The organism is Actinoplanes campanulatus, assembly GCF_014647795.1.
GTDB classification, from domain to species: Bacteria; Actinomycetota; Actinomycetes; order Mycobacteriales; family Micromonosporaceae; genus Actinoplanes; species Actinoplanes campanulatus.
The window spans coordinates 235373-253348 of sequence record NZ_BMPW01000013.1 but is presented as its reverse complement, the minus strand read 5'-3'; the positions used below and the strand labels follow the sequence as shown (position 1 = coordinate 253348).

Annotated in this window: 12 protein-coding genes; 5 read left to right on the top strand and 7 right to left on the bottom strand. The window is 71.3% G+C overall.

What is annotated here, in order from left to right:
- Window positions 1-34: 34 nt before the first annotated feature.
- Entirely contained in the window at window positions 35-1462 is a 1428-nt protein-coding gene (locus IEZ13_RS25445) for an NAD-dependent succinate-semialdehyde dehydrogenase (RefSeq protein ID WP_183222219.1), read from the bottom strand.
- Between the two features lie 87 nt (window positions 1463-1549).
- Between IEZ13_RS25445 and IEZ13_RS25440 the strand changes: the two genes are divergently transcribed.
- From IEZ13_RS25440 to IEZ13_RS25430, 3 genes are all read left to right on the top strand, one after another.
- Window positions 1550-1705, top strand: coding sequence for a hypothetical protein (locus IEZ13_RS25440; RefSeq protein WP_183222218.1), 156 nt, complete (start codon window positions 1550-1552; stop codon window positions 1703-1705).
- A gap of 13 nt (window positions 1706-1718) precedes the next feature.
- Window positions 1719-2681 (top strand): hypothetical protein, encoded by a 963-nt coding sequence (locus tag IEZ13_RS25435; RefSeq protein WP_183222217.1) that lies wholly within the window; start codon window positions 1719-1721, stop codon window positions 2679-2681.
- Window positions 2682-2761: 80 nt separating this feature from the next.
- On the top strand, window positions 2762-3727 hold the full coding sequence (locus tag IEZ13_RS25430; RefSeq protein WP_183222216.1) for a glycoside hydrolase family 26 protein: 966 nt from the start codon (window positions 2762-2764) through the stop codon (window positions 3725-3727).
- Window positions 3728-3733: 6 nt separating this feature from the next.
- On the opposite strand, the gene IEZ13_RS25425 is transcribed toward IEZ13_RS25430, so the two are convergent.
- Window positions 3734-4186 (bottom strand): NUDIX domain-containing protein, encoded by a 453-nt coding sequence (locus tag IEZ13_RS25425; RefSeq protein WP_183222215.1) that lies wholly within the window; start codon window positions 4184-4186, stop codon window positions 3734-3736.
- Between the two features lie 23 nt (window positions 4187-4209).
- Here IEZ13_RS25425 and IEZ13_RS25420 point away from each other — a divergent pair, with 23 nt between their 5' ends.
- A complete protein-coding gene (locus tag IEZ13_RS25420; protein WP_183222214.1) occupies window positions 4210-4839 on the top strand; it encodes an L-threonylcarbamoyladenylate synthase in 630 nt (209 codons plus the stop codon).
- Here IEZ13_RS25420 and IEZ13_RS25415 read toward each other — a convergent pair.
- The 5 genes from IEZ13_RS25415 to IEZ13_RS25395 form a co-directional block, all read right to left on the bottom strand.
- Window positions 4823-7561, bottom strand: a complete 2739-nt coding sequence (locus tag IEZ13_RS25415) for an AfsR/SARP family transcriptional regulator (protein ID WP_183222213.1) — start codon at window positions 7559-7561, stop codon at window positions 4823-4825. The two genes, IEZ13_RS25420 and IEZ13_RS25415, sit on opposite strands and share 17 nt — an antisense overlap.
- 258 nt (window positions 7562-7819) lie before the next feature.
- On the bottom strand, window positions 7820-9073 hold the full coding sequence (locus tag IEZ13_RS25410) for an SGNH/GDSL hydrolase family protein (protein ID WP_183222212.1): 1254 nt from the start codon (window positions 9071-9073) through the stop codon (window positions 7820-7822).
- Window positions 9074-9236: 163 nt separating this feature from the next.
- Window positions 9237-10349 (bottom strand): lytic polysaccharide monooxygenase auxiliary activity family 9 protein, encoded by a 1113-nt coding sequence (locus IEZ13_RS25405; protein ID WP_183222211.1) that lies wholly within the window; start codon window positions 10347-10349, stop codon window positions 9237-9239.
- A gap of 2 nt (window positions 10350-10351) precedes the next feature.
- The gene (locus tag IEZ13_RS25400; RefSeq protein ID WP_229795005.1) at window positions 10352-13270 is read right to left on the bottom strand and encodes a glycoside hydrolase family 48 protein; all 2919 of its coding nucleotides are present in this window, start codon (window positions 13268-13270) and stop codon (window positions 10352-10354) included.
- Between the two features lie 57 nt (window positions 13271-13327).
- On the bottom strand, window positions 13328-15997 hold the full coding sequence (locus IEZ13_RS25395; RefSeq protein WP_183222210.1) for a cellulose binding domain-containing protein: 2670 nt from the start codon (window positions 15995-15997) through the stop codon (window positions 13328-13330).
- A 322-nt stretch (window positions 15998-16319) separates the two neighbouring features.
- On the opposite strand from IEZ13_RS25395, the gene IEZ13_RS25390 reads away from it, so the two are divergent.
- Window positions 16320-17684, top strand: coding sequence for a UDP-glucose dehydrogenase family protein (locus IEZ13_RS25390; RefSeq protein WP_183222209.1), 1365 nt, complete (start codon window positions 16320-16322; stop codon window positions 17682-17684).
- The last annotated feature ends 292 nt before the right edge of the window (window positions 17685-17976 follow it).

Sequence of the window (17976 nt, the reverse complement as noted above, 5' to 3'; positions counted from 1 at the left end):
CCACTAGGTGCCTAGCAGAATAGCTGAAGACGGATCACCAGTTGACGGCGATGTACTTCGATTCGAGGTACTCGAGCAGGCCCTCGTGGCCGCCCTCCCGGCCGATGCCGCTCTGCTTCACCCCGCCGAACGGCGCGGCCGGGTCACTGACCAGGCCCCGATTGATGCCGACCATGCCGGCCTCGATCGCCTCGCTCACCCGCAGGCCACGCGCCAGGTCTCTGGTGTAGACGTACGCGACCAGGCCGTACTCGGTGTCGTTGGCCAGCCGGACCGCCTCGTCCTCGCCGGTGAACGTGACGATCGGCGCGACCGGCCCGAAGATCTCCTCCCGCAGGATCGGCGCGTCCGCGGCCACCCCGGTCAGCACCGTCGGCGGATAGTAGAAGCCCGGACCGGCCGGCCGGCTGCCCCCGGTGACCGCCGACGCGCCGCCGTCCAGGGCGCCCCGGACCAGACCGTCCACCTTGGCCACGGTGTCCTCGTTGACCAGCGGACCGACCTGCGTCCTCTCGTCCGTGCCCGGGCCCACCACCAGCTCCGACATGCGCTGCGCCAGCCGCCGGGCGAACTCGCCGGCCACACCGGACTCGACGAAGAACCGGTTCGCCGCGGTGCACGCCTCCCCGCCGTTACGCATCTTCGCGATCATCGCGCCCTCGATCGCGGCGTCCAGGTCGGCGTCGGCGAACACCACGAACGGGGCGTTGCCGCCCAGCTCCATCGACGTGTTCACGACGTTCTCCGCGGCCTGGGCCAGCAGGATCCGGCCGACCTCGGTGGAACCGGTGAACGACAGCTTGCGCACCCGGGAGTCGCGCAGCATGGCCGACACCACCCGGCCCGAACTCCGGGACGGCAGCACGTTCACCACACCGTCCGGCACGCCGGCCTCGGCCAGGAGCGCGGCCATGGCCAGGGCGGTGAGCGGCGTGTCGCTGGCCGGTTTGAGAATCACCGTGCAGCCGGCGGCCAGCGCCGGGCCGATCTTGCGGGTCGCCATCGCGGCGGGGAAGTTCCACGGCGTCACCAGCACACACACGCCGACCGGCTGGCGGACCACCAGGATCCGGTTGGCGCCGGACGGCGCCGTCGCGATCGCGCCCTCGCCCCGCACCGCCTCCTCGGCGAACCAGCGGAAGAACTCGGCGGCGTACGTCACCTCGCCCTTCGCGTCGGTGAGCGCCTTGCCGTTCTCCAGGCTGATCAGCTTCGCCAGGTCCGCGGCGCGTTCGGTCATCAACGTGAACGCCCTGCGCAGCACCTCCGACCGGGCCCGCGGCGAGGTCGCGGCCCAGCCCGGACCGGCCGCGGCGGCCGCCTCCACCGCGGCGATCGCATCCGCCTCCCCACCGTCGGCGACCGACGCGATGGTGTCGCCGGTCGCCGGGTCGAGCACGTCGAACCGGCTGCCCGAGGACGCGGGCACCCACTTCCCGGCGATGAACAGATCGGTCTCCACGGGGACTCCTCACACTCACGGTGGTTACCTGCTCAGCATCGTCCGCTCGCACGTGTCGCGCCACGCAAAGCCGGGCACACTGGAGTCATGCCCACCATCACGCAGCGCATCCAAGCGTTTCTGAGCAGCCCGCGCGGCCGGCAGATCGTCGACCGGGGCCGCCGCGAGCTGGCCAAGCCGGAGAACCAGGCCCGCATCCGCAACCTGCTGACCCGCCTGCAGAGCCGCGGCCACCGCCGCTGACCGATGTGGTGGCGTGACGGGGTCGTCTACCAGGTGGATGCCGGCCCGTGCCCGTGAACCTGGCCTGCGGGTGATCGTCGACATCGTCCCCAACCCCGTCGCCATGGGCACCGTGCCGGTCCCCCTGCTGGCCGGTCGCGTCCGGCTCACCAACGGGTCGCTCACCTCCGGGGCCTGCTGCCCCGGACACCGCCGCCTGGATCACCGTCGACCGGTAGGGTTCCCGATCATGGCGGCCCTCATCGACGTACCCGCGTTCCGTGACTCGATCCCCTCCGGCATCATCGCGGTCGCCGACCGCCTGACCGCCACCGGCGCCGTCGGCGACCTGACCTCCGTCGGCGGCGGCGCGCAGGCCGAGGTGACCGACGACGGCGCCCTGTACCTGGCCTGGGTGGGCGTCGTCGACCGGGCGTTCACCGGCGAGTGCGACTGCGACGGCCCGTCCGACGACGACGGTTTCTGCGCCCACGCCGTCGCCGTGGCGCTGACCTCATTCGACGCCGACGTGCGGTTCGCCGCCGAGGCCGACCCGTACGCCGAGGAGCCGGACCACGCCGTCTACCAGCGGGCCGTCCGGATGCTCGACCCCGCCCGGCTGGCCGCGCTGGTGGTCGAACACGCGGAACGGGACCGGCTGTTCGCGGCCCGGCTGCTGAGCGCGGCGGGCCTGCTCGAGCACCGTTCCGCGGTCGAGGTGTACGAGGCCGTCCTCCAGGAGGTCGAGGCCGTGACCACCGGCTCCCGGTGGGAGATCGCCGACGTGGAGGACGCGGGCCGCCGCCTCATCGCCGAGACCGAGATCCTGTGCGCGGGGCCGGCCGGCACGGAGGCGCTGGAGCTGGTCGAGGAGGCGATCGAGATCTGGGACGGGCTCGCCGGGCATCTGGTCGACGCCTACGACGTACGCCGCCTCGACCCGGAGGACGTCAGCGACGCGCTGGCGGAGGCTCGCCGCGACCTGCTGGACCGCTGAGGTCCGTCCGGCTGAACGGGTGATCTTCGGCGGCCGCGGGGGTGAGGGCGGGCCGTCCGGGTTGCGGCAGGCTGGTTCGGATGGAGAACGAGCAGCATGACGGGCTGGCCCGCCGGCGGGTGCTGAGCCTGCTGACCTTGACCGTGCCGGCGGTGGCCCTGTCCGGCGCCGTGTCGGGCGGCGCCGAGGCGGCCGCTGCCCGGGGCGGCGCGGTCCCCTTCCGGAAGGGGAAGGCGCTGCTCGGCTCGTACCTGTCGCTGCGCGGGCGGACGCTCACCGAGAGCCTGGCGCTGCGCCGACGACAGCTCGGCCGGGAGCAGCGGATCGTGCACCGCTACTACCCGTGGTCCGGCTACGCGCCGCTCGCCGAGCCGGAGGTGCCCGCGAGCGCGGTCCTGATGGTCTCCTGGGACGGCACCACCCACAAGCGGATCACCAGCGGTAGGTCCGACAAGAACATCGCCCTGATGGCGAACCGGCTGGCCGGCATGAAACGGCCGATCATGCTGCGCTGGGCGTGGGAGATGAACGGCAACTGGTTCGCCTGGGACGGCGCCCACAACGGGAAGAAGCCCGCCGGCTACATCAGGTCGTGGCGGCGCATCCACCGGATCTTCCGGGACGAGGGTGCTGCCAACGTGGCCTGGGTGTGGGCGCCGAACTGGAACTCCGGGCCGGACGTCTCGTGGAATCGGTTCGAGAACTACTACCCGGGCGACGACTACGTCGACTGGGTGGGCGTCTCCGGCTACAACTTCTCCAAGGAGTCGCCGCGGACGCTGTTCAGCCCGATCGTGTCGGCCTACGGCAAGCGCAAGCCGATCGTGCTGGCCGAGACCGCGGCGATCGGCCACGGTAGGGGCACCAAGGCCCCGTGGATCCGGAAGCTCTCCGCCTACGTGAAGGAGACCCCGTCGGTCGGCGCGGTCGTCTGGTTCGACACCGACCGGCAGAAGGGGACGTCCCGCAACTTCCGGCCGGACAGCGACGCCGAGGCGCTGGCGGCCTACCGCAGGATGGCGCGCTCCGCCCGCTTCTCCGGCTGACCCCGGTCAGGCCGGGGCGCGCAGTTCCGCGATCACGGCGGGCAGGGTGGGCGGTTCGAGGCGGCCGGGCAGCGTGTGCAGGTCGGCGGGGTGGACCCACCGATGTCCCTGGAGTTCGCTCTGCTCGTACGAAAGCAGGTTGTCTCTGGTCACGGACGGCCGTGCGGTGCCGAAGAAGGCCGGGAAGAACTGCTCGGGGCCCACGAAGTGGGTCCCCTTCCACCAGGTGTCGCGCGGCACGTCGATGCATCGCTCCCGGACCGCGGACGGGTCGAGCCCGGTCTCCTCGGCCAGTTCGCGCCGGGCGGCCAGCAGCGGCGTCTCGCCCGGGTCGATGCCGCCGCCGGGTGGTTCCCAGAGGCGGTCGCCGGTGACCGGATCCTCCCAGTACAGGAGCAGGACACGCCCGTCGGCGTCGAAACAGATCACTCTTGCCGCCGGACGGTGAACGCTCGCCATGACCGCAGCCTAAGCTGCGACGAGTGGCCAAGTACTTCGACGTGCACCCGGACAATCCGCAGCAGCGCAGCATCCATCAGATCGCCGACCTGATCCGCGGCGACGCTCTGATCGCCTATCCGACGGACTCATGCTTCGCGCTGGGCTGCCGGTTGGGCAGCAAGGAGGCGCTGGACCGGATCCGGGCGATCCGTCATCTCGACGATCGGCACCATTTCACCCTGATGTGTCATGACTTCGCCCAGCTGGGTCATTTCGTGACGATCAACAACGCGCTGTTCCGGGCGGTGAAGGCGTCGACCCCGGGGCCGTTCACGTTCATCCTCCCGGCCACCAAGGAGGTTCCCCGGCGTCTGCTGCACCCCAGGAAGAAGACCGTGGGGGTACGGATCACCGGTCACGTGACGGCGCAGGCGATCCTGGCCGAACTGGGCGAGCCGCTCGTCTCCAGCACGTTGCTGCTGCCCGGCGAGACCGAGCCGATGACGCACGGCTGGCAGATCAAGGAGGAACTGGACCACGCCCTGGACGCGGTGGTCGACTCCGGCGACTGCGGCACCGAGCCGACCACGGTGATCGACTTGTCCGGCGGCACCCCGGAGATCCTGCGGGTGGGCGCCGGGGATCCGTACCGGTTCACGAGCGAAGTTTGATCCGCAGCCCGGCCGCGGCCGGGTGGTCGAGCTTCTCCAGCAGGGCGAGGGCCTGCCGCCACTGACCGGCGGCGGCCGGGGCGTCGCCGACCCCGGCGTACGCGTCGCCGAGGTGCTCGCGGATCTCCGCCTCGTTGAGCAGGTCCCCGGCCGCCCGGTAGAGGTCGAGCGCGGTCCGGTAGGCGGCCACCGCCCGATCGTGGTCACCGAGATGGTGGTGCGCCCAGCCGATGCTGTCCCAGACGGCCGCCTCGCCGTACCGGTCGCCCAGCTCCTGCTGCAACGCCAGCGCCGCCCGGCAGTGCCGCAGGGTGAGGTCGTGGTGGCCGAGCCGGCCCAGGTACCAGCCGAGCGCGTTGAGCGCCCGCGCCTCGCCGACCCGGTGCCCGGCCGCCCGGTAGAGTTCCAGGGCCTGGTTGGTGAGCCGCAGACAGTCGTCGTCGCGGCCCTGCTGCTCGCGCATCCAGCTGATGCTGAACAGGGTGTGCGCCCGGCCCACCGGGTCGCCGGCCGCCTGGTAGAGCCGGTCCGCCTCGGCGTAGTGCGGCTCGGCCTCGCCGTACCGGCCCAGCTGGACGTAGCCGCGGGCCAGGACCCGCTGGGCGAGCGCCTCGGCCCGGACCTCGCCACGCCGGTGGGCGGCGGCCACGGCGATCCGCTCGGCCGTGATCCAGTCGTCCCAGTGCCCCTGCCGGTCCAGGAAGTCGATCACCACCCAGGGCAGTTGCCAGCCGTAGTCGTCGAGGTCGGCGGCGGTGCGGATGGCGGCCATCAGCCCGGCGTGCTCGACCGCGAACCAGGCCAGCGCGGCGGCCTCGCCGTCGATCGGCTCGGGCCGCACGCCCGCCTCCGGCGCGGCGAGCCGCAGCGGCTCCCGCTGTGAGTCGAGGGCCAGCGCGGCCGCGTGGCCGGTGTGCAGGTGGTGGTCCAGCAGGCGGCGCAGCGCCGGGCCGCGTTCCTCGCTTTCGAGCAGATCCGAGGCGTACGCGCGAAGCAGGTCGTGCATCGCGTACCGCCCCGGCCGGTGCTCGCAGACCAGGCTGGCCTCGGCCAGCTCGGCGAGCGCGGCGGCGGCGTCGGCGGTGCCGGCCAGGGAGTGCGCGGCGGCCGCCGAGAGGTCCGGTCCGGGGTTGGCGCCGAGCAGCCGGAACACCCTGGCCGCGGCCGGGCTCAGCGCCCGGTAGGACCAGGAGAAGACGGTCCGCGGGTCGGTCTCGCCGTCGGCGGATCCCAGCCCGTCCAGCCGGGAGCCGGCGATCTCGGCGGCCAGCTCCCCGAGCGGCTGCCCGGCCCGCATGGCCGCCCGGGCGGCGACGGTGACCAGGGCGAGCGGCAGCCCGGCGGTGGCCGTGACCAGGGTGGCCACGGTGCACGGCTCGGCGGCGAGCCGGCCCGCCCCGAGCCGCCCGGCCAGCAGTTCCCCGGCCTGACCCGGGTCGAGGGAGTCCAGCGGCACCGGCCACGCGCCGTGCGAGGCGACCAGCCCGGTAAGCCGGTCCCGGCTGGTGACCAGCACCACGCACTCGCCGGCGCCGGGCAGCAGCGGGCGGACGTGGCCGGCGTCCTTGGCGTTGTCGAGGACCAGCAGCACCCGGCGCCCGGCCAGCATGCTGCGCAGCAGCCCGGTACGGGCGTCCAGCCCGGCCGGCGCCGGCCGGTCCGGGGCGAGCGCGACGAGCAGGTTGCGGGCCGCCTCCTCGGGGCTCATCACCCCGCCGCTGTCGAAGCCGCGCAGGTTGAGGTAGAGCTGGCCGTCCGGGAAGCGGCGCCGGGCCCGGTGGCCCCAGTGCACGGCGAGCGCGGACTTGCCGACGCCGGGCGGCCCGGTGACCGCGGCGATCCGCGGGCCGCCGCCCAGGGCGCGGTCGAGCTCGCCGAGTTCGGCGCGGCGGCCGGTGAACGCGATGGCGTCGGCGGGCAGCTGGGCGGGCGTGCCGGGCCGGAACCGGGCGGCGGTGGCCGAACGGCCGGGCGCCTCGCCGCGCAGGATCCGGGTGTGCAGGCCGGTCAGGTCGGCCCCGGGCTCGCTGCCCAGCTCCTCGGCGATGGCGTCCCGGGTCCGGGCGAACGCCTCCAGCGCCTGAGCCGGGCGCCCGGCCGCGACCAGCGCCTCCATCAGCACTGCGGCCAGGCTCTCGACGGTGGGATGCTCGGCGGAGTGCGGGCCGATGCGTTCGGCCACCTCGTCGGCGCGACCAAGGCGCAGCCCGGCCCGGCCCAGGCGGGCCATGATGTCGAGGCGCTCCCGGGCCAGGGCGTAGCGGACCCGGGCGGCCCAGAGGCCGGGCACCCCGGCGAGGGCCTCCGGTCCCCAGTCGTCGAGGGCGGTGAGCATCAGCCGGGCGGCCTGCCGGTGGTCGCCGGCCTCCTCGGCGGCCCGGGCCTCGAACACCTGGCGGCGGGCCAGGTGCAGGTCGACCTCCTCGGGCTCGCAGTCGATCAGGTAGCCGCCGGCGGTCCAGCGGATCGCACCGGCGCCCGGGACCTGGTCGAGGACGCGGCGCAGGCGGGTGGCGTACGGGGCCAGCGGGGTGACCGAGCGCGGCGGGGTCTCGCCCCAGACCCGGTCGACGAGGGTGCCAGCCGGCACCACCTGGCGCGGGGTCATCAGCAGGGAGGCGAGCAGGCAGCGCTGTTTGCCCGGGCCGAGGTCGACGGGCTCCGCCCCGGGGCCGGCCTTCTCGTCGTGCAGCCGCATCGGCCCCAGCAAGCGCCAGCGCATCCCGTTTGTTCCCCCGTGAAGCTTCCCCCGTCAGAGCCTAGAACGATTGCTCAAGTGCAAGGATTTTGCAAACGGGTCAGGGCACCATTGTCCGGCGTCCACGGGTATCACGGGGGGTCGTGGGCGCCCTGATCGTCCATGGGGGGCGACGCCGGGCGCGGCCACCTTCTGAGCCGCCCCGGCCGCCACTTCCGGCTGGCTCGCAGTGCTGTTCTGGGGGGCCTGACACAGCGCTGTGAGCCAGCCGGAGGTGGACGGTCAGTTACCGAGCAGGCTCAGCGGCACGGCCGCGGCCAGCGCCGCGGTGCCCTCGTCGTTGGGGTGCAGCCCGTCCCCGGAGTCGTAACGGGGGTTCAGGCGCCACGGATCGTTCGGGTCGCGCATCGCCGCGTCGAAGTCGATCACCCCGTCGTACTCGCCGCCGCCCCGGATCCACGCGTTGAGTTCCGTCCGGACCCGCTGGCTGGCCTGCCTGTCGTAGCGGTCCGAGGCGCCGGCGAAGGGCAGCAGGGTGCCGCCGATCACCCGTAGCCCGGCCGCGCGGGACCGCAGGATCAGCTCCCGGTGCCCGGCGATCATCTCGGCGGCGGTGCGGGCCGGCTTGTTGGCCAGGTCGTTCACGCCGACCAGGATGATCACGTGGCTCACGCCCGGGTGGGTGAGCACGTCACGGTCGAAGCGCCGGAGCGTGGCCGCGCCGATGTACGCCTTCTTGTCCGCGCTGCCGGTCGGGTCCTCGTAGCCGAACAGCAGCCGGTTGCCGCTGAGCCCGGCGTTGAGCACCCCGCGGGGCAGCCCTTCGACGCGCAGCCGGGCGGCGAGCAGGTCGGGCCAGCGGTGGTTGGCGTTGTCGGTGGTCGAGGTGCCGCAGGTGATCGAGTCGCCGAGGGCGACGATCGCGGACGCCGCCCGCACCGCGCGGACGCTCAGCCCGGTCACCCACAGGTACCGGGTGATGGTCTTGCCGGGACCCGGATCGGGCCGCGCGGTGGCGTCGCCGGCGACGATCAGGTTCTCCTGCTTCGAGCGAGGGCTGATCGTGCCGGCCCGAACGCGTTCCGGCAGGTAGAGGCTGACCACCACGTCGGCGCCGGCCTCGATGACGAGGTCGGCGGGGTCGCTGACCAGCACCTGCCCGGGGGCCAGGACGGGGGCCGGCGAGCCGTTGAAGGTGAGCGGCCGGTCACTGCCCGGGACGGTGGCGCTGGACCCCAGGCCACCGGTGCGCACCCCGATCCGGGCGGCGCCGATGCGCACCGGTTCGGCGCCGTACTCGTTCGACAGGGTGAGCCGTGGGAGATCGCCGCCGATGCTAGTGTGCAGGACCTGCCGTACGGTCTCGTCGTCGAGCGTCAGGAGCTTCTTCACCGGAACCGCGGTGGGGGCGGCCGCCCAGGTGCCGACCCGCGGGGGCTCACGTTCCAGGGTGGTCCGCTGCCCGGCGGCACCGGGCGTGGCCACGACGAGTGTCGCGCCGCCACCGGCCAGCAGCAGGCCGCGGCGGGTGAGCACGCGGCCGACCGCGGGCCGGCCGGATCGACCTGAAAAAGAGCTTTTTTGCTTAATGCGGGTAACGTACGGATATCGTCCGTTGCTCGTCAAGCTGCCTCCCGGTGTACGGCGCCCCCGGCGGCGCGACGTCCATCACACTGCCGGGGGAACCGTCACCGGGGTGTCACCCCGTGGTGCAGGTCAGGTTCTGCAACTGTGTCGCGGCTGTGCCGGACGCCAGGAAGCCGAAGGTGACGGAACCGTTGGCCGGGACGCTCGCGTTCCAGCTCTCGTTGGTCACCGACACCAGGGATCCGCTGGTGGTGGCCTTCCCGCTCCACACCTGGGCGACCTTCTGGTCGCCCGGGAACGTCCAGGAGACGTTCCAGCCGTTCACCGCCGACGTGCCGGCGTGCACCATGATCTGGCCCTGGAAGCCACCGCTCCACGCCGAGACGACGTTGTACATGCCGGAGCAGCCGCCGGTTCCGCCGCCGGGCGTGCTCGGCGACACCGAGGCGCTCGGGGAGACCGGCACGCTGGGCGAGGGCGAGGTGGGCGTGCTCGGGGACGGGCTGGTGGTGCCCCCGCCGCCGATCCCGGTGACCTCGCCGTTGCCGCCGTCGAAGACCACGTCCGAACAGCCGTAGAAGGTCTCCGTGCTGTCCGAGCGCGACCACACCGAGTAGATCAGGTGCTTGCCGGTCTTACCGGCCGGCAGCTTGCCGGTCCAGTAGTAGTGCCCGTCGTCGGTGCCCGGCCCGCCGTTGGCCGGCGGGTTGGTCACCTGGTCGAACGGCGTCGGCTCGAGGTCGCTCCAGGCGAGCGGCTTGGTCGGGTCGTAGCCGTCCTTGGTGATGTAGAGGTAGAACGTGCCGGGGTGTTTGGCCCAGTCGTTGTACTTGAACTGCATGGTCGCCCCGGCCGTCAGGTGCGTCGTCGGCCAGTCGGTACGGGCCAGGTTGAACCCGGTGAAGTTGTACGGCCCGCCGGTCCCGCCGCTGCACAGCTGACCGTCCGGGAGGAACCCGCTGACCCGCCCCGCCCCGTCGGACCGGAGCACGGCGAACCAGTTGTAGAGCGACGTGACACCGCTCGCCGCCACCGCCGCGGCGCAGGCGGCGTTCTTGGGCTCGATCGCGCCGGTGTTCGGGTTACGGCCGTCCTGGTAGCAGAACCAGGTGCGGCTACCGGGCACCTGGATGGCGCCGTGGGCCTGAGCTGGGCTGCTGGGCAGGGCCAGGAGCCCGGCCGCGGCGGCGAACAGGGCCACCGCGGCCATTCTGAGAATTCTCATCGTCACCCCTGGGGGAAGAGGCGGGCGTACTCGGCGTAGCCGGTGGCGACGTCGACCTGCGCCCAGAACCGGTGGTAGTTGAACGTCGGCGCGGCGCCGCCGTTCAGGTAGGCCTGGACCTTGGGGAAGTCCGGGTCGTTGCGGTAGAAGCTGCGGATGTCCAGGAACGAGACACCCGGCTGGATCACGTCGCCGTTCGGCATCTTGCCGCTCCAGCCCGGCGGGATGTAGATGCCCTGACCGGTGGACGCGTTGTAGACGTCGTCGAACCGGTTGTAGTCGGCACGGGTCTCGGTCACCGAGACGCCCTTGCCGTCCTTGTGCGTCCAGATCGCGTCGAGCAGGTTCTTCGCGGCCGTCTTCGCCGCCGTGTTGCCGGACTTGGCGGCGTAGAAGGTCAGCAGCTTCGCGAACGAGCCGGCGACACCCAGGTCCTGGCTCTTGTTCTTGACCGTGACGTGCAGGTTGGTGTTGGCCGCCGGGCTCGACGGGTTCCACGTGGCCGGCGCGCCGGACCAGGTCAGGTCGGACGGGATCTCGAAGTTGGTGGCGGTGATGGTGGAGTTCGCCAGCGCCCAGGTGACCCACTTGTCGAGGATCGTCTTGGCCTTGGCGTCACCGGTCGTGTAGTAGTACTCGGCCAGCCGCTCCAGCGACCAGGCCTGCATGCCGAACCACTGGTTGGACGGCGGGTCGGAGTAGACCGGGGCCTCCACGTAGGCCAGGCCGTAGAAGGTCGGCGTGCCGGCCGGCCGCGCCGAGTAGTTGCCGTTCCAGCTGTTGGTCGCACCGCCGGCGATCGCGCCCTCGGACGACTGCAGCCACTGGTAGAACTCCAGCTGCCGGGTCAGGCTGGCCTGCCAGTCGGCCTTCGCGGTCGGCGACTTCGGGTTGAAGGCGCTGACGTTGGACAGGATGTACGCGGCCATCGGGTTCTGGTAGCCGAAGTGGCTCGTGCTGGAGCCGATGCGCCACGCCCATCCGGCGCTGGTGTCGTAGGCCCCGCCCCAGGCGTAGTACCACGACATCAGGTTGCTGGAGGCGTTCTTGCCGGTGCCCGCGGCACACGAGGTGGACGCGCAGCCGGGCTGCTTGAAGTACTTGTCGTAGAACGAGTACCGCAGGTAGTCGCCCATCTTGGCGGCGTTGGCGACGGTCGTCGAGATCTGCGACTGCTTGCCCTGCTCGGTGGCCCACTGCAGAGCCCAGTAGGCGACCTGCACGGCACGGGCGTCGGCGTCCGGGGCGTTGGTGTACTTCCACTGCTTGGCGTAGGACGCGTCCTTGGTGAACAGGTCCAGGTAGCCGTTCGGGCCACCGTGCTTGAACGTGTCGCAGGACGGCTGCGGCACGGTCTCCCAGGTCGACTCCTGGGTGCCACGCTGGAAGGTGTTGATGTAGGCGACCCGGGTGGTGCCGTCACCGCAGTGCCCGAAGCCGTACGTGTTGTCGACGTCCAGCAGCCAGTGCATGCCGTAGATGTCGTCGGTGCCGTACGCGCTCTTCAGCTCGGCGGCCAGCGGGTCGGTGCCGACCGAGACGCCGGTGTCGAGCTGGGACGGGTACTGCGACGGAAGCGGGTACTCGGCCGCGTACGTCGCCGGCTTGGACGCGTTGTAGTTCGCGTTCGTCGGCTGGTCGGCGTGCGACGGGATGATGTACTTCTCCATCGTGGTCCAGGCGCTGTTGAACGGCGCCCAGTCGCCGGTGATCCGCGAGTTGGCGGCCTCCAGCCACAGCCAGTAGGAGAACGCCTCACTCGTGGTCTCGTGACCGTGGTCGGGCGCCTCGTCGATCAGCGTCTCGATCGAGTGGTAGGGCACGCCTTCCGGGCTGAAGTAGCCGTTGGCCGGGTTCTTCAGGTCGTTGTAGAGCTGCGTGAACCGGGTGTCCACCGAGCCCGGCTCGGTGACGGTGACGCCCAGCTGGGCGGCCGTGTAGCCGGTCGAGGTGGCCGAGATCGTCGCGGTGGACCCGGCCGTCGCCGTGCTGGCGGCCGAGACGGTGACCGACTGGCCGGTGCTCCAGTTCGACGTGGTGAAGGTGAGCGTCGCCGGGGCCACGGTGACCGCGGTGGAGCCCGCGGAACGGGCCACGGCGACCGTGACGTTCGCGGTCGGCGCCTTGCTCAGCGCGATCTTGAACGTACCGCTCGCGCCGGGGTTGATCGCCAGCGAGGTGGCGTCGGCGACGATCGCCGGGGTGGTCGCCGCGTCGACGAAGACCGGCACGTCGGCGGTGCTGCTCTTGGTGCCGGCGTTGTCGTACGCGATGGCCTGCACGTGGTAGGCGGCGGTCTGCGCCGGCACCCCGTCCCAGGAGTACGTGTACGGCGCGGCCGTGTCGGTGCCCAGCAGCAGGCCGTCGTGGTAGAACTCGACCTTGCTGATGGTCTGCCCGCCGGCCGCCGTGGCGGTCGCCGCGATCGGGATGGACGCCGGCGCGGTGTAGCGGGTGTTGGCCGCCGGGCTGGTGATGGCCACGGTCGGCGCGTTCGCGGCCTGGTTGCAGGCGGTGCCGTTGAGGGTGAACGCGGTCGGCACCGGGTTGGCCGAGCCGAAGGTGCCGTTGAAGCCGGTGCCCACGGTGGCGTTGGTGCCGAGCGAGCCGTTCCAGGCGGCGTTGTTGACGGTGACGTGCTGGCCGGTCTGGCTGTAGACGCCACTCCAGCCCTGCCCCGCCTTCTGCGCGGCGTCCGGGAAATCGAACTCGAGCTTCCAGCTGGACAGCGGGTCACCGGTGTTCTTGATCTGGATGTCGCCGGTGAAGCCGCCGGGCCACTGGCTCTGCACCTTGTAGACCACGGTGCAGCCGGCCGCGGCATAGGCCGGGGCGCCGGCCGCGAGCACCGCGCCGGCGCCGAGAACGGCGACGCCGGAGAGTGCCAGCCTGCGTCGCAGGCGGTGTCTGAATGGACTCACGGGGGGTGTTCCTCTCCGCCGGGTTCCGGGCGGCCCGTGGGCCGCCCGGGATCCGGCCTACGGGGTGGTGGAACAGCTGATCGGGGACGGAACGGGGTTGGTGGTGCCGGTGTTGCCGCCGAGGAATCCGAACGTGGTGGATGCCCCGGACGTGAGGGTGCCGTTGTATCCGGCGTTCACGACGGTGACCGCGGCGCCGGACTGGGTGGCGGTGCCGCCCCAGCTCTGCGTGACGGTCTGCCCGGCCGTGTAGGTCCAGCCGACCTTCCACCCGGTGGTGGTGGCCGTACCGGTGTTCTTGACGGTCACCTCGCCCTGGAAGCCGCCGCCCCACTGCCCGGTCACCTTGTAGGTGGCGGTGCACCCGGTGGAGGTGGAGGGCGAGACGGAGACCGACGGCGAGACCGAGACCGACGGGGACACGGAGACCGAGGGAGAGGGCGACGCCGAGGAGGCCGACGTCGACGGGGTCGGCGAGGTCGGCCCGCCCTGCCGGTCGGCGTAGAGGATGCCGCGTCCGTTGGTGCCCAGGTAGACCCGGCCGTAGACGCGCGGGTCACCGGCCAGGGCGTCGCCGGCGTTGCCGTACTGGTGCTTGTCGTCGTTGATCCGGACCCAGTAGGCCCCGGTGTTGTCGGACCGGAACACGCCGTCCACGCCGTCGACCGTGCCGACCAGGTAGACCGCCGGGGCGGTGGCGCCCGGGGCGGCCTTGCCGAAGGCCACGTTGATGCCCTCGGAGACGCCGCCGCCGATCGCGGTGAACGTCTGGCCGGAGTTGGTGGAGCGCAGCAGCCCGGTCCTACCGGCCACCCACACCTCACCGGCGGCGCCCGGGACGGCCTTCAGGTTCACCCGGCCCTCGGTGGGCATCGCGGCGGCGGAGGCGGTGAACGTCGCCCCGCCGTCGGTGGACGTGTAGAACCTGCCCGCGGCGTACCCGTAGAAGGTCTTGGGGTTGACTCTGTCGCTCTCGACCTTGGCCCCGGCCGGAATGCCGGTCGACGCGGTCCAGGTGCTGCCCCGGGTGGTGGAGTAGTGCACGCCCACGCCGGCCGGGGACCAGACCACCGCGTTGGCGTCGGCGCCGACCGCGACGGTGCCGCCGCCGGTCACGCCGGACGGCTCCTGGCCCTGGTACCAGTTCTTGCCGCCGTCGTTGGAGACGCCGATGTGCGGGGCGGCCGAGGCGTTGCCGACCCGGACGAAGAACTGCGGGTTGAGCTCGGCGAAGTCCAGGCCGGTGTTGCTGCCCAGCGCCGGGCTGTCGTGGAAGCTCGCCTGCACGGTGTCGAGGTCGGCGTGGTAGAAGCCGCCGACGTCGAAGAGGGCGCTGACCAGCGGCGCCCCGGTCGGCGGGCTGGCCAGGTCCTGGACCGCGGTCTCCTCGATGCCCTTGGCGAACGGCTTGATCGAGAAGGTGGTGTTGGCGTCCCAGTTGGTGAGCTGGGTGGTGCCGTAGAGGGTGGCGCCGGTGCCGTAGAGCAGCCGGTTGGAGTCGAACGGGTCGATCTCCAGGCTCTCGTTCATCCAGCCGAGCTTCGGGGTGCTCTCCGGGGGCTGCGGATTGCTGTTGAAGTCCAGCCACGGGTTGGCCGAGATGTCCATGGTGTAGCGCTTCGTCTGGCTCGGGTAGCCGTTCCAGTCCCAGATCCGGGTCCAGGTGGCGCCGTAGTCGGTGGACCGGAAGAAGATCGCGTCCGGCCACCAGGAGGTCTGGGTGGCGACCATCAGCGTGCCGGGCTTCTGCTTGTCGACGGTGAGCCCGGAGTAGCCGTAGTAGCGGTCGGCCACCGGGGTCGGCGAGATGTCGGTCCAGACGCCGGTGGTGGTGTCCAGCCGGGCGACCTGGCCGGCCGTCCCGTCGTACGGGCCGCCGGTGTCACTGGTGGCGATGAACAGGTACTTCCCCTGCACCACGCCCTTGTGCGCGAGGTAGCCGGTGGGCTGCCCGGCGATCCGCTCCCAGGTGGCGCCGGAGTCGGTGGACCGGTAGACCGGGTTCGCCTTGTCGGCCACGCCCACGTAGACGCTGGTCGACGCCGGGTCGAAGGTGACCCAGCTCAGCCCCTGGTTCTGGCTCAGGTAGCCGTTGGTGTCGGACGGGTCGGCCACGTAGTTGCCGACGTTCGGGAAGTTGGACACCTTCGCCCAGGTGGCCCCGTAGTCGGTGCTGCGCCAGAGCCCGTTTCCACCCTCGGCGGAGAAATAGACGTTCCGGTTGTTCCGCGGGTCCACGGCGAGGCGCTCGCCCATGCCACGGCCGGGCATGTTGCCGCCCACCTTGAACGGCAGGGCGGTCCGCTGCCAGGTGTTTCCCTTGTCGGTGGAGCGCAGGATGGCGCCGTTGTTGGGGTCCCAGCTGTTGGTGTACATGCCGACGGCCGCGTAGACCCGGCCGGTGTCGACCGGGTCCGGGGCGATGCTGAGCACGCCGTTGTGTCCCCAGTCGTCCTGACCGACCCAGTCGAGCAGCGGGGTCCAGCTCTGGGTGGACTGGGTCCAGCGGTAGGCGCCGCCGATGTCGGTGCGCGCGTAGATGAGGTCCTTCTCGCCCGGGTTGAAGACGATGCCGGGGATGAAACCACCGCCGTCGATCCGGACGTTCTTCCAGGTGTAGGGCTCGGCGGGGGCGGCCGAGGCTATGTTCGGGCCAGACGCGACGGCGACCGCTGTCGCGGCCGTTACGAGGGCGGCGACGATCGCGCCGCCGGGGGACCTTCGCATGGGGGATGACCCTTCCATTGAAACTCGTGAGTGGGAGCGCTCCCAGCAGCGTCGGTCTCCGTCATCTTCCTGTCAAGAGCCGGAAACTTTCCGCATCCTTCGCAGCACTCCGGGTTCACCTGCCGATGAGGAGGAAGCGCGGCACGATGGAAGGCCACATTCAGTGACAAAAAGTGAGCCAAAAGGCTGTGTATCATTCGGCCGGAACACGCAGGTCGGTGCCATCGGCGGCACCGGCCGGCCGGCTCCGACCAGAGGCCGGTGAGCCACGCCCCCGATACGTGGCGTAACCGCGGGCCGGCATAGCGGTGGAGGAGATTGCATGAAGGTTTGCGTTGTCGGTACCGGCTATGTCGGTCTCACCACGGGCGTCAGCCTGGCCTTCCTCGGCCATGACGTCACCTGTGTCGACCTCGACCAGGCCAAGGTCGACATGCTGCGTGGTGGCAAGTGCCCGATCTACGAGCCCGGGATGGAGGATCTGCTCGCCGAGGCGGCGCAGAACCTCACGTTCACGACGTCGTACGAGGAGGCCGTCCCCGGCGCGGATGTCGTCTTCGTCGCGGTGCAGACCCCGTCGGCCCCGGACGGCAGCCCGGACCTGCGTTACCTGCGCGGCGCGGCGGAGAGCGTGGCGCACGCTCTCGACCACGACTTCACCGTGGTGGTCAACAAGTCCACCGTCCCGATCGGCAGCGGCAACTGGGTGGACGCCATCCTGCGTGACTCGTTCGCCACCCGGGAGGACCGGCCGGAGGGTGTCGAGTTCGCGGTCGCGTCGAACCCGGAGTTCCTGCGTGAGGGCAACGCCATCGCCGACACGCTGTACCCGGACCGGATCGTCATCGGCTCGGACAACCCGCGCAGCCTCGAGGTGCTCAACCGCCTCTACCGGCCGATCATCAACCAGACGTTCACGCCGCCGACCTTCATGCCCCGGCCGGAGGACGCCAACGCGGTCCCGCTGGTCTCCACCGACCTGGCCTCGGCCGAGCTGATCAAGTACGCGGCCAACGCGTTCCTGGCCCTCAAGATCAGCTACGCCAACGAGATCGGCCAGCTGGCCGCCAAGGTCGGCGCCGACATCACCGAGGTCGCCCGCGGCATGGGGCTGGACCAGCGGATCGGCTCCCGGTTCCTGCAGCCCGGCGTGGGCTGGGGCGGCTCCTGCTTCGGCAAGGACACCAAGGCCCTGATCGCCACCGCGTCCGAGTACAACCTCGAGATGCCGATCGTGAAGGCCGCCCGCGACGTCAACAGCCGACAGCGGGCCATCGCCGTCGAGCGGCTCCAGGACGAGCTGCGCATCCTGAAGGGCCGCAAGATCGGCCTGCTCGGGCTGGCGTTCAAGCCGAACACCGACGACCTGCGCGACGCGCCGGCGCTGGACATCGCGAACTCGCTGCTGGCCCGGGGCGCCCGGGTGAAGCTGCACGACCCGGTGGCGTCCGAGCGGTTCCGCGCCGAGCAGCCGGAGCTGGCGCCGTACCTGAGCGCGACCATCGACGACCTGTTCGCCGACTGCGACGCGGTCGTGCTGGTCACCGAGTGGGCGCAGTACCTGGAGCTGGACTGGTCGAAGTTCGTCGGCCTGATGCGCAACCCGGTGGTGCTCGACGGACGCCATGTCCTGGACCCGGAGCGGATGCGCCGGATCGGCTACAAGTACCTCGCAGTCGCCCGCTAGAACACTGTGGCCGGAACCGCCGCACCCCTCACCGAGGGGTGCGGCGGTTCCTTTTTGCGACAGTGGACCCGTATCGCCAGAAGTAGCGCCAACAAAACCGTCTCACCCAAGGTTTTATCCGGAAAAATCTGGATAAAGGCCCCGGTGAAACTCGGCGGACGGTAGGCTCTTTCGCCAATCTCCTTAACCGGTTAAGGTGCCGATGGGTCGCAGCGATATCGTTACCGACTCGATCGCGCGGAAATCATTGCGCAACTTGCTGGTTACCTCTTGACTGAGGGACAAGAGGCGC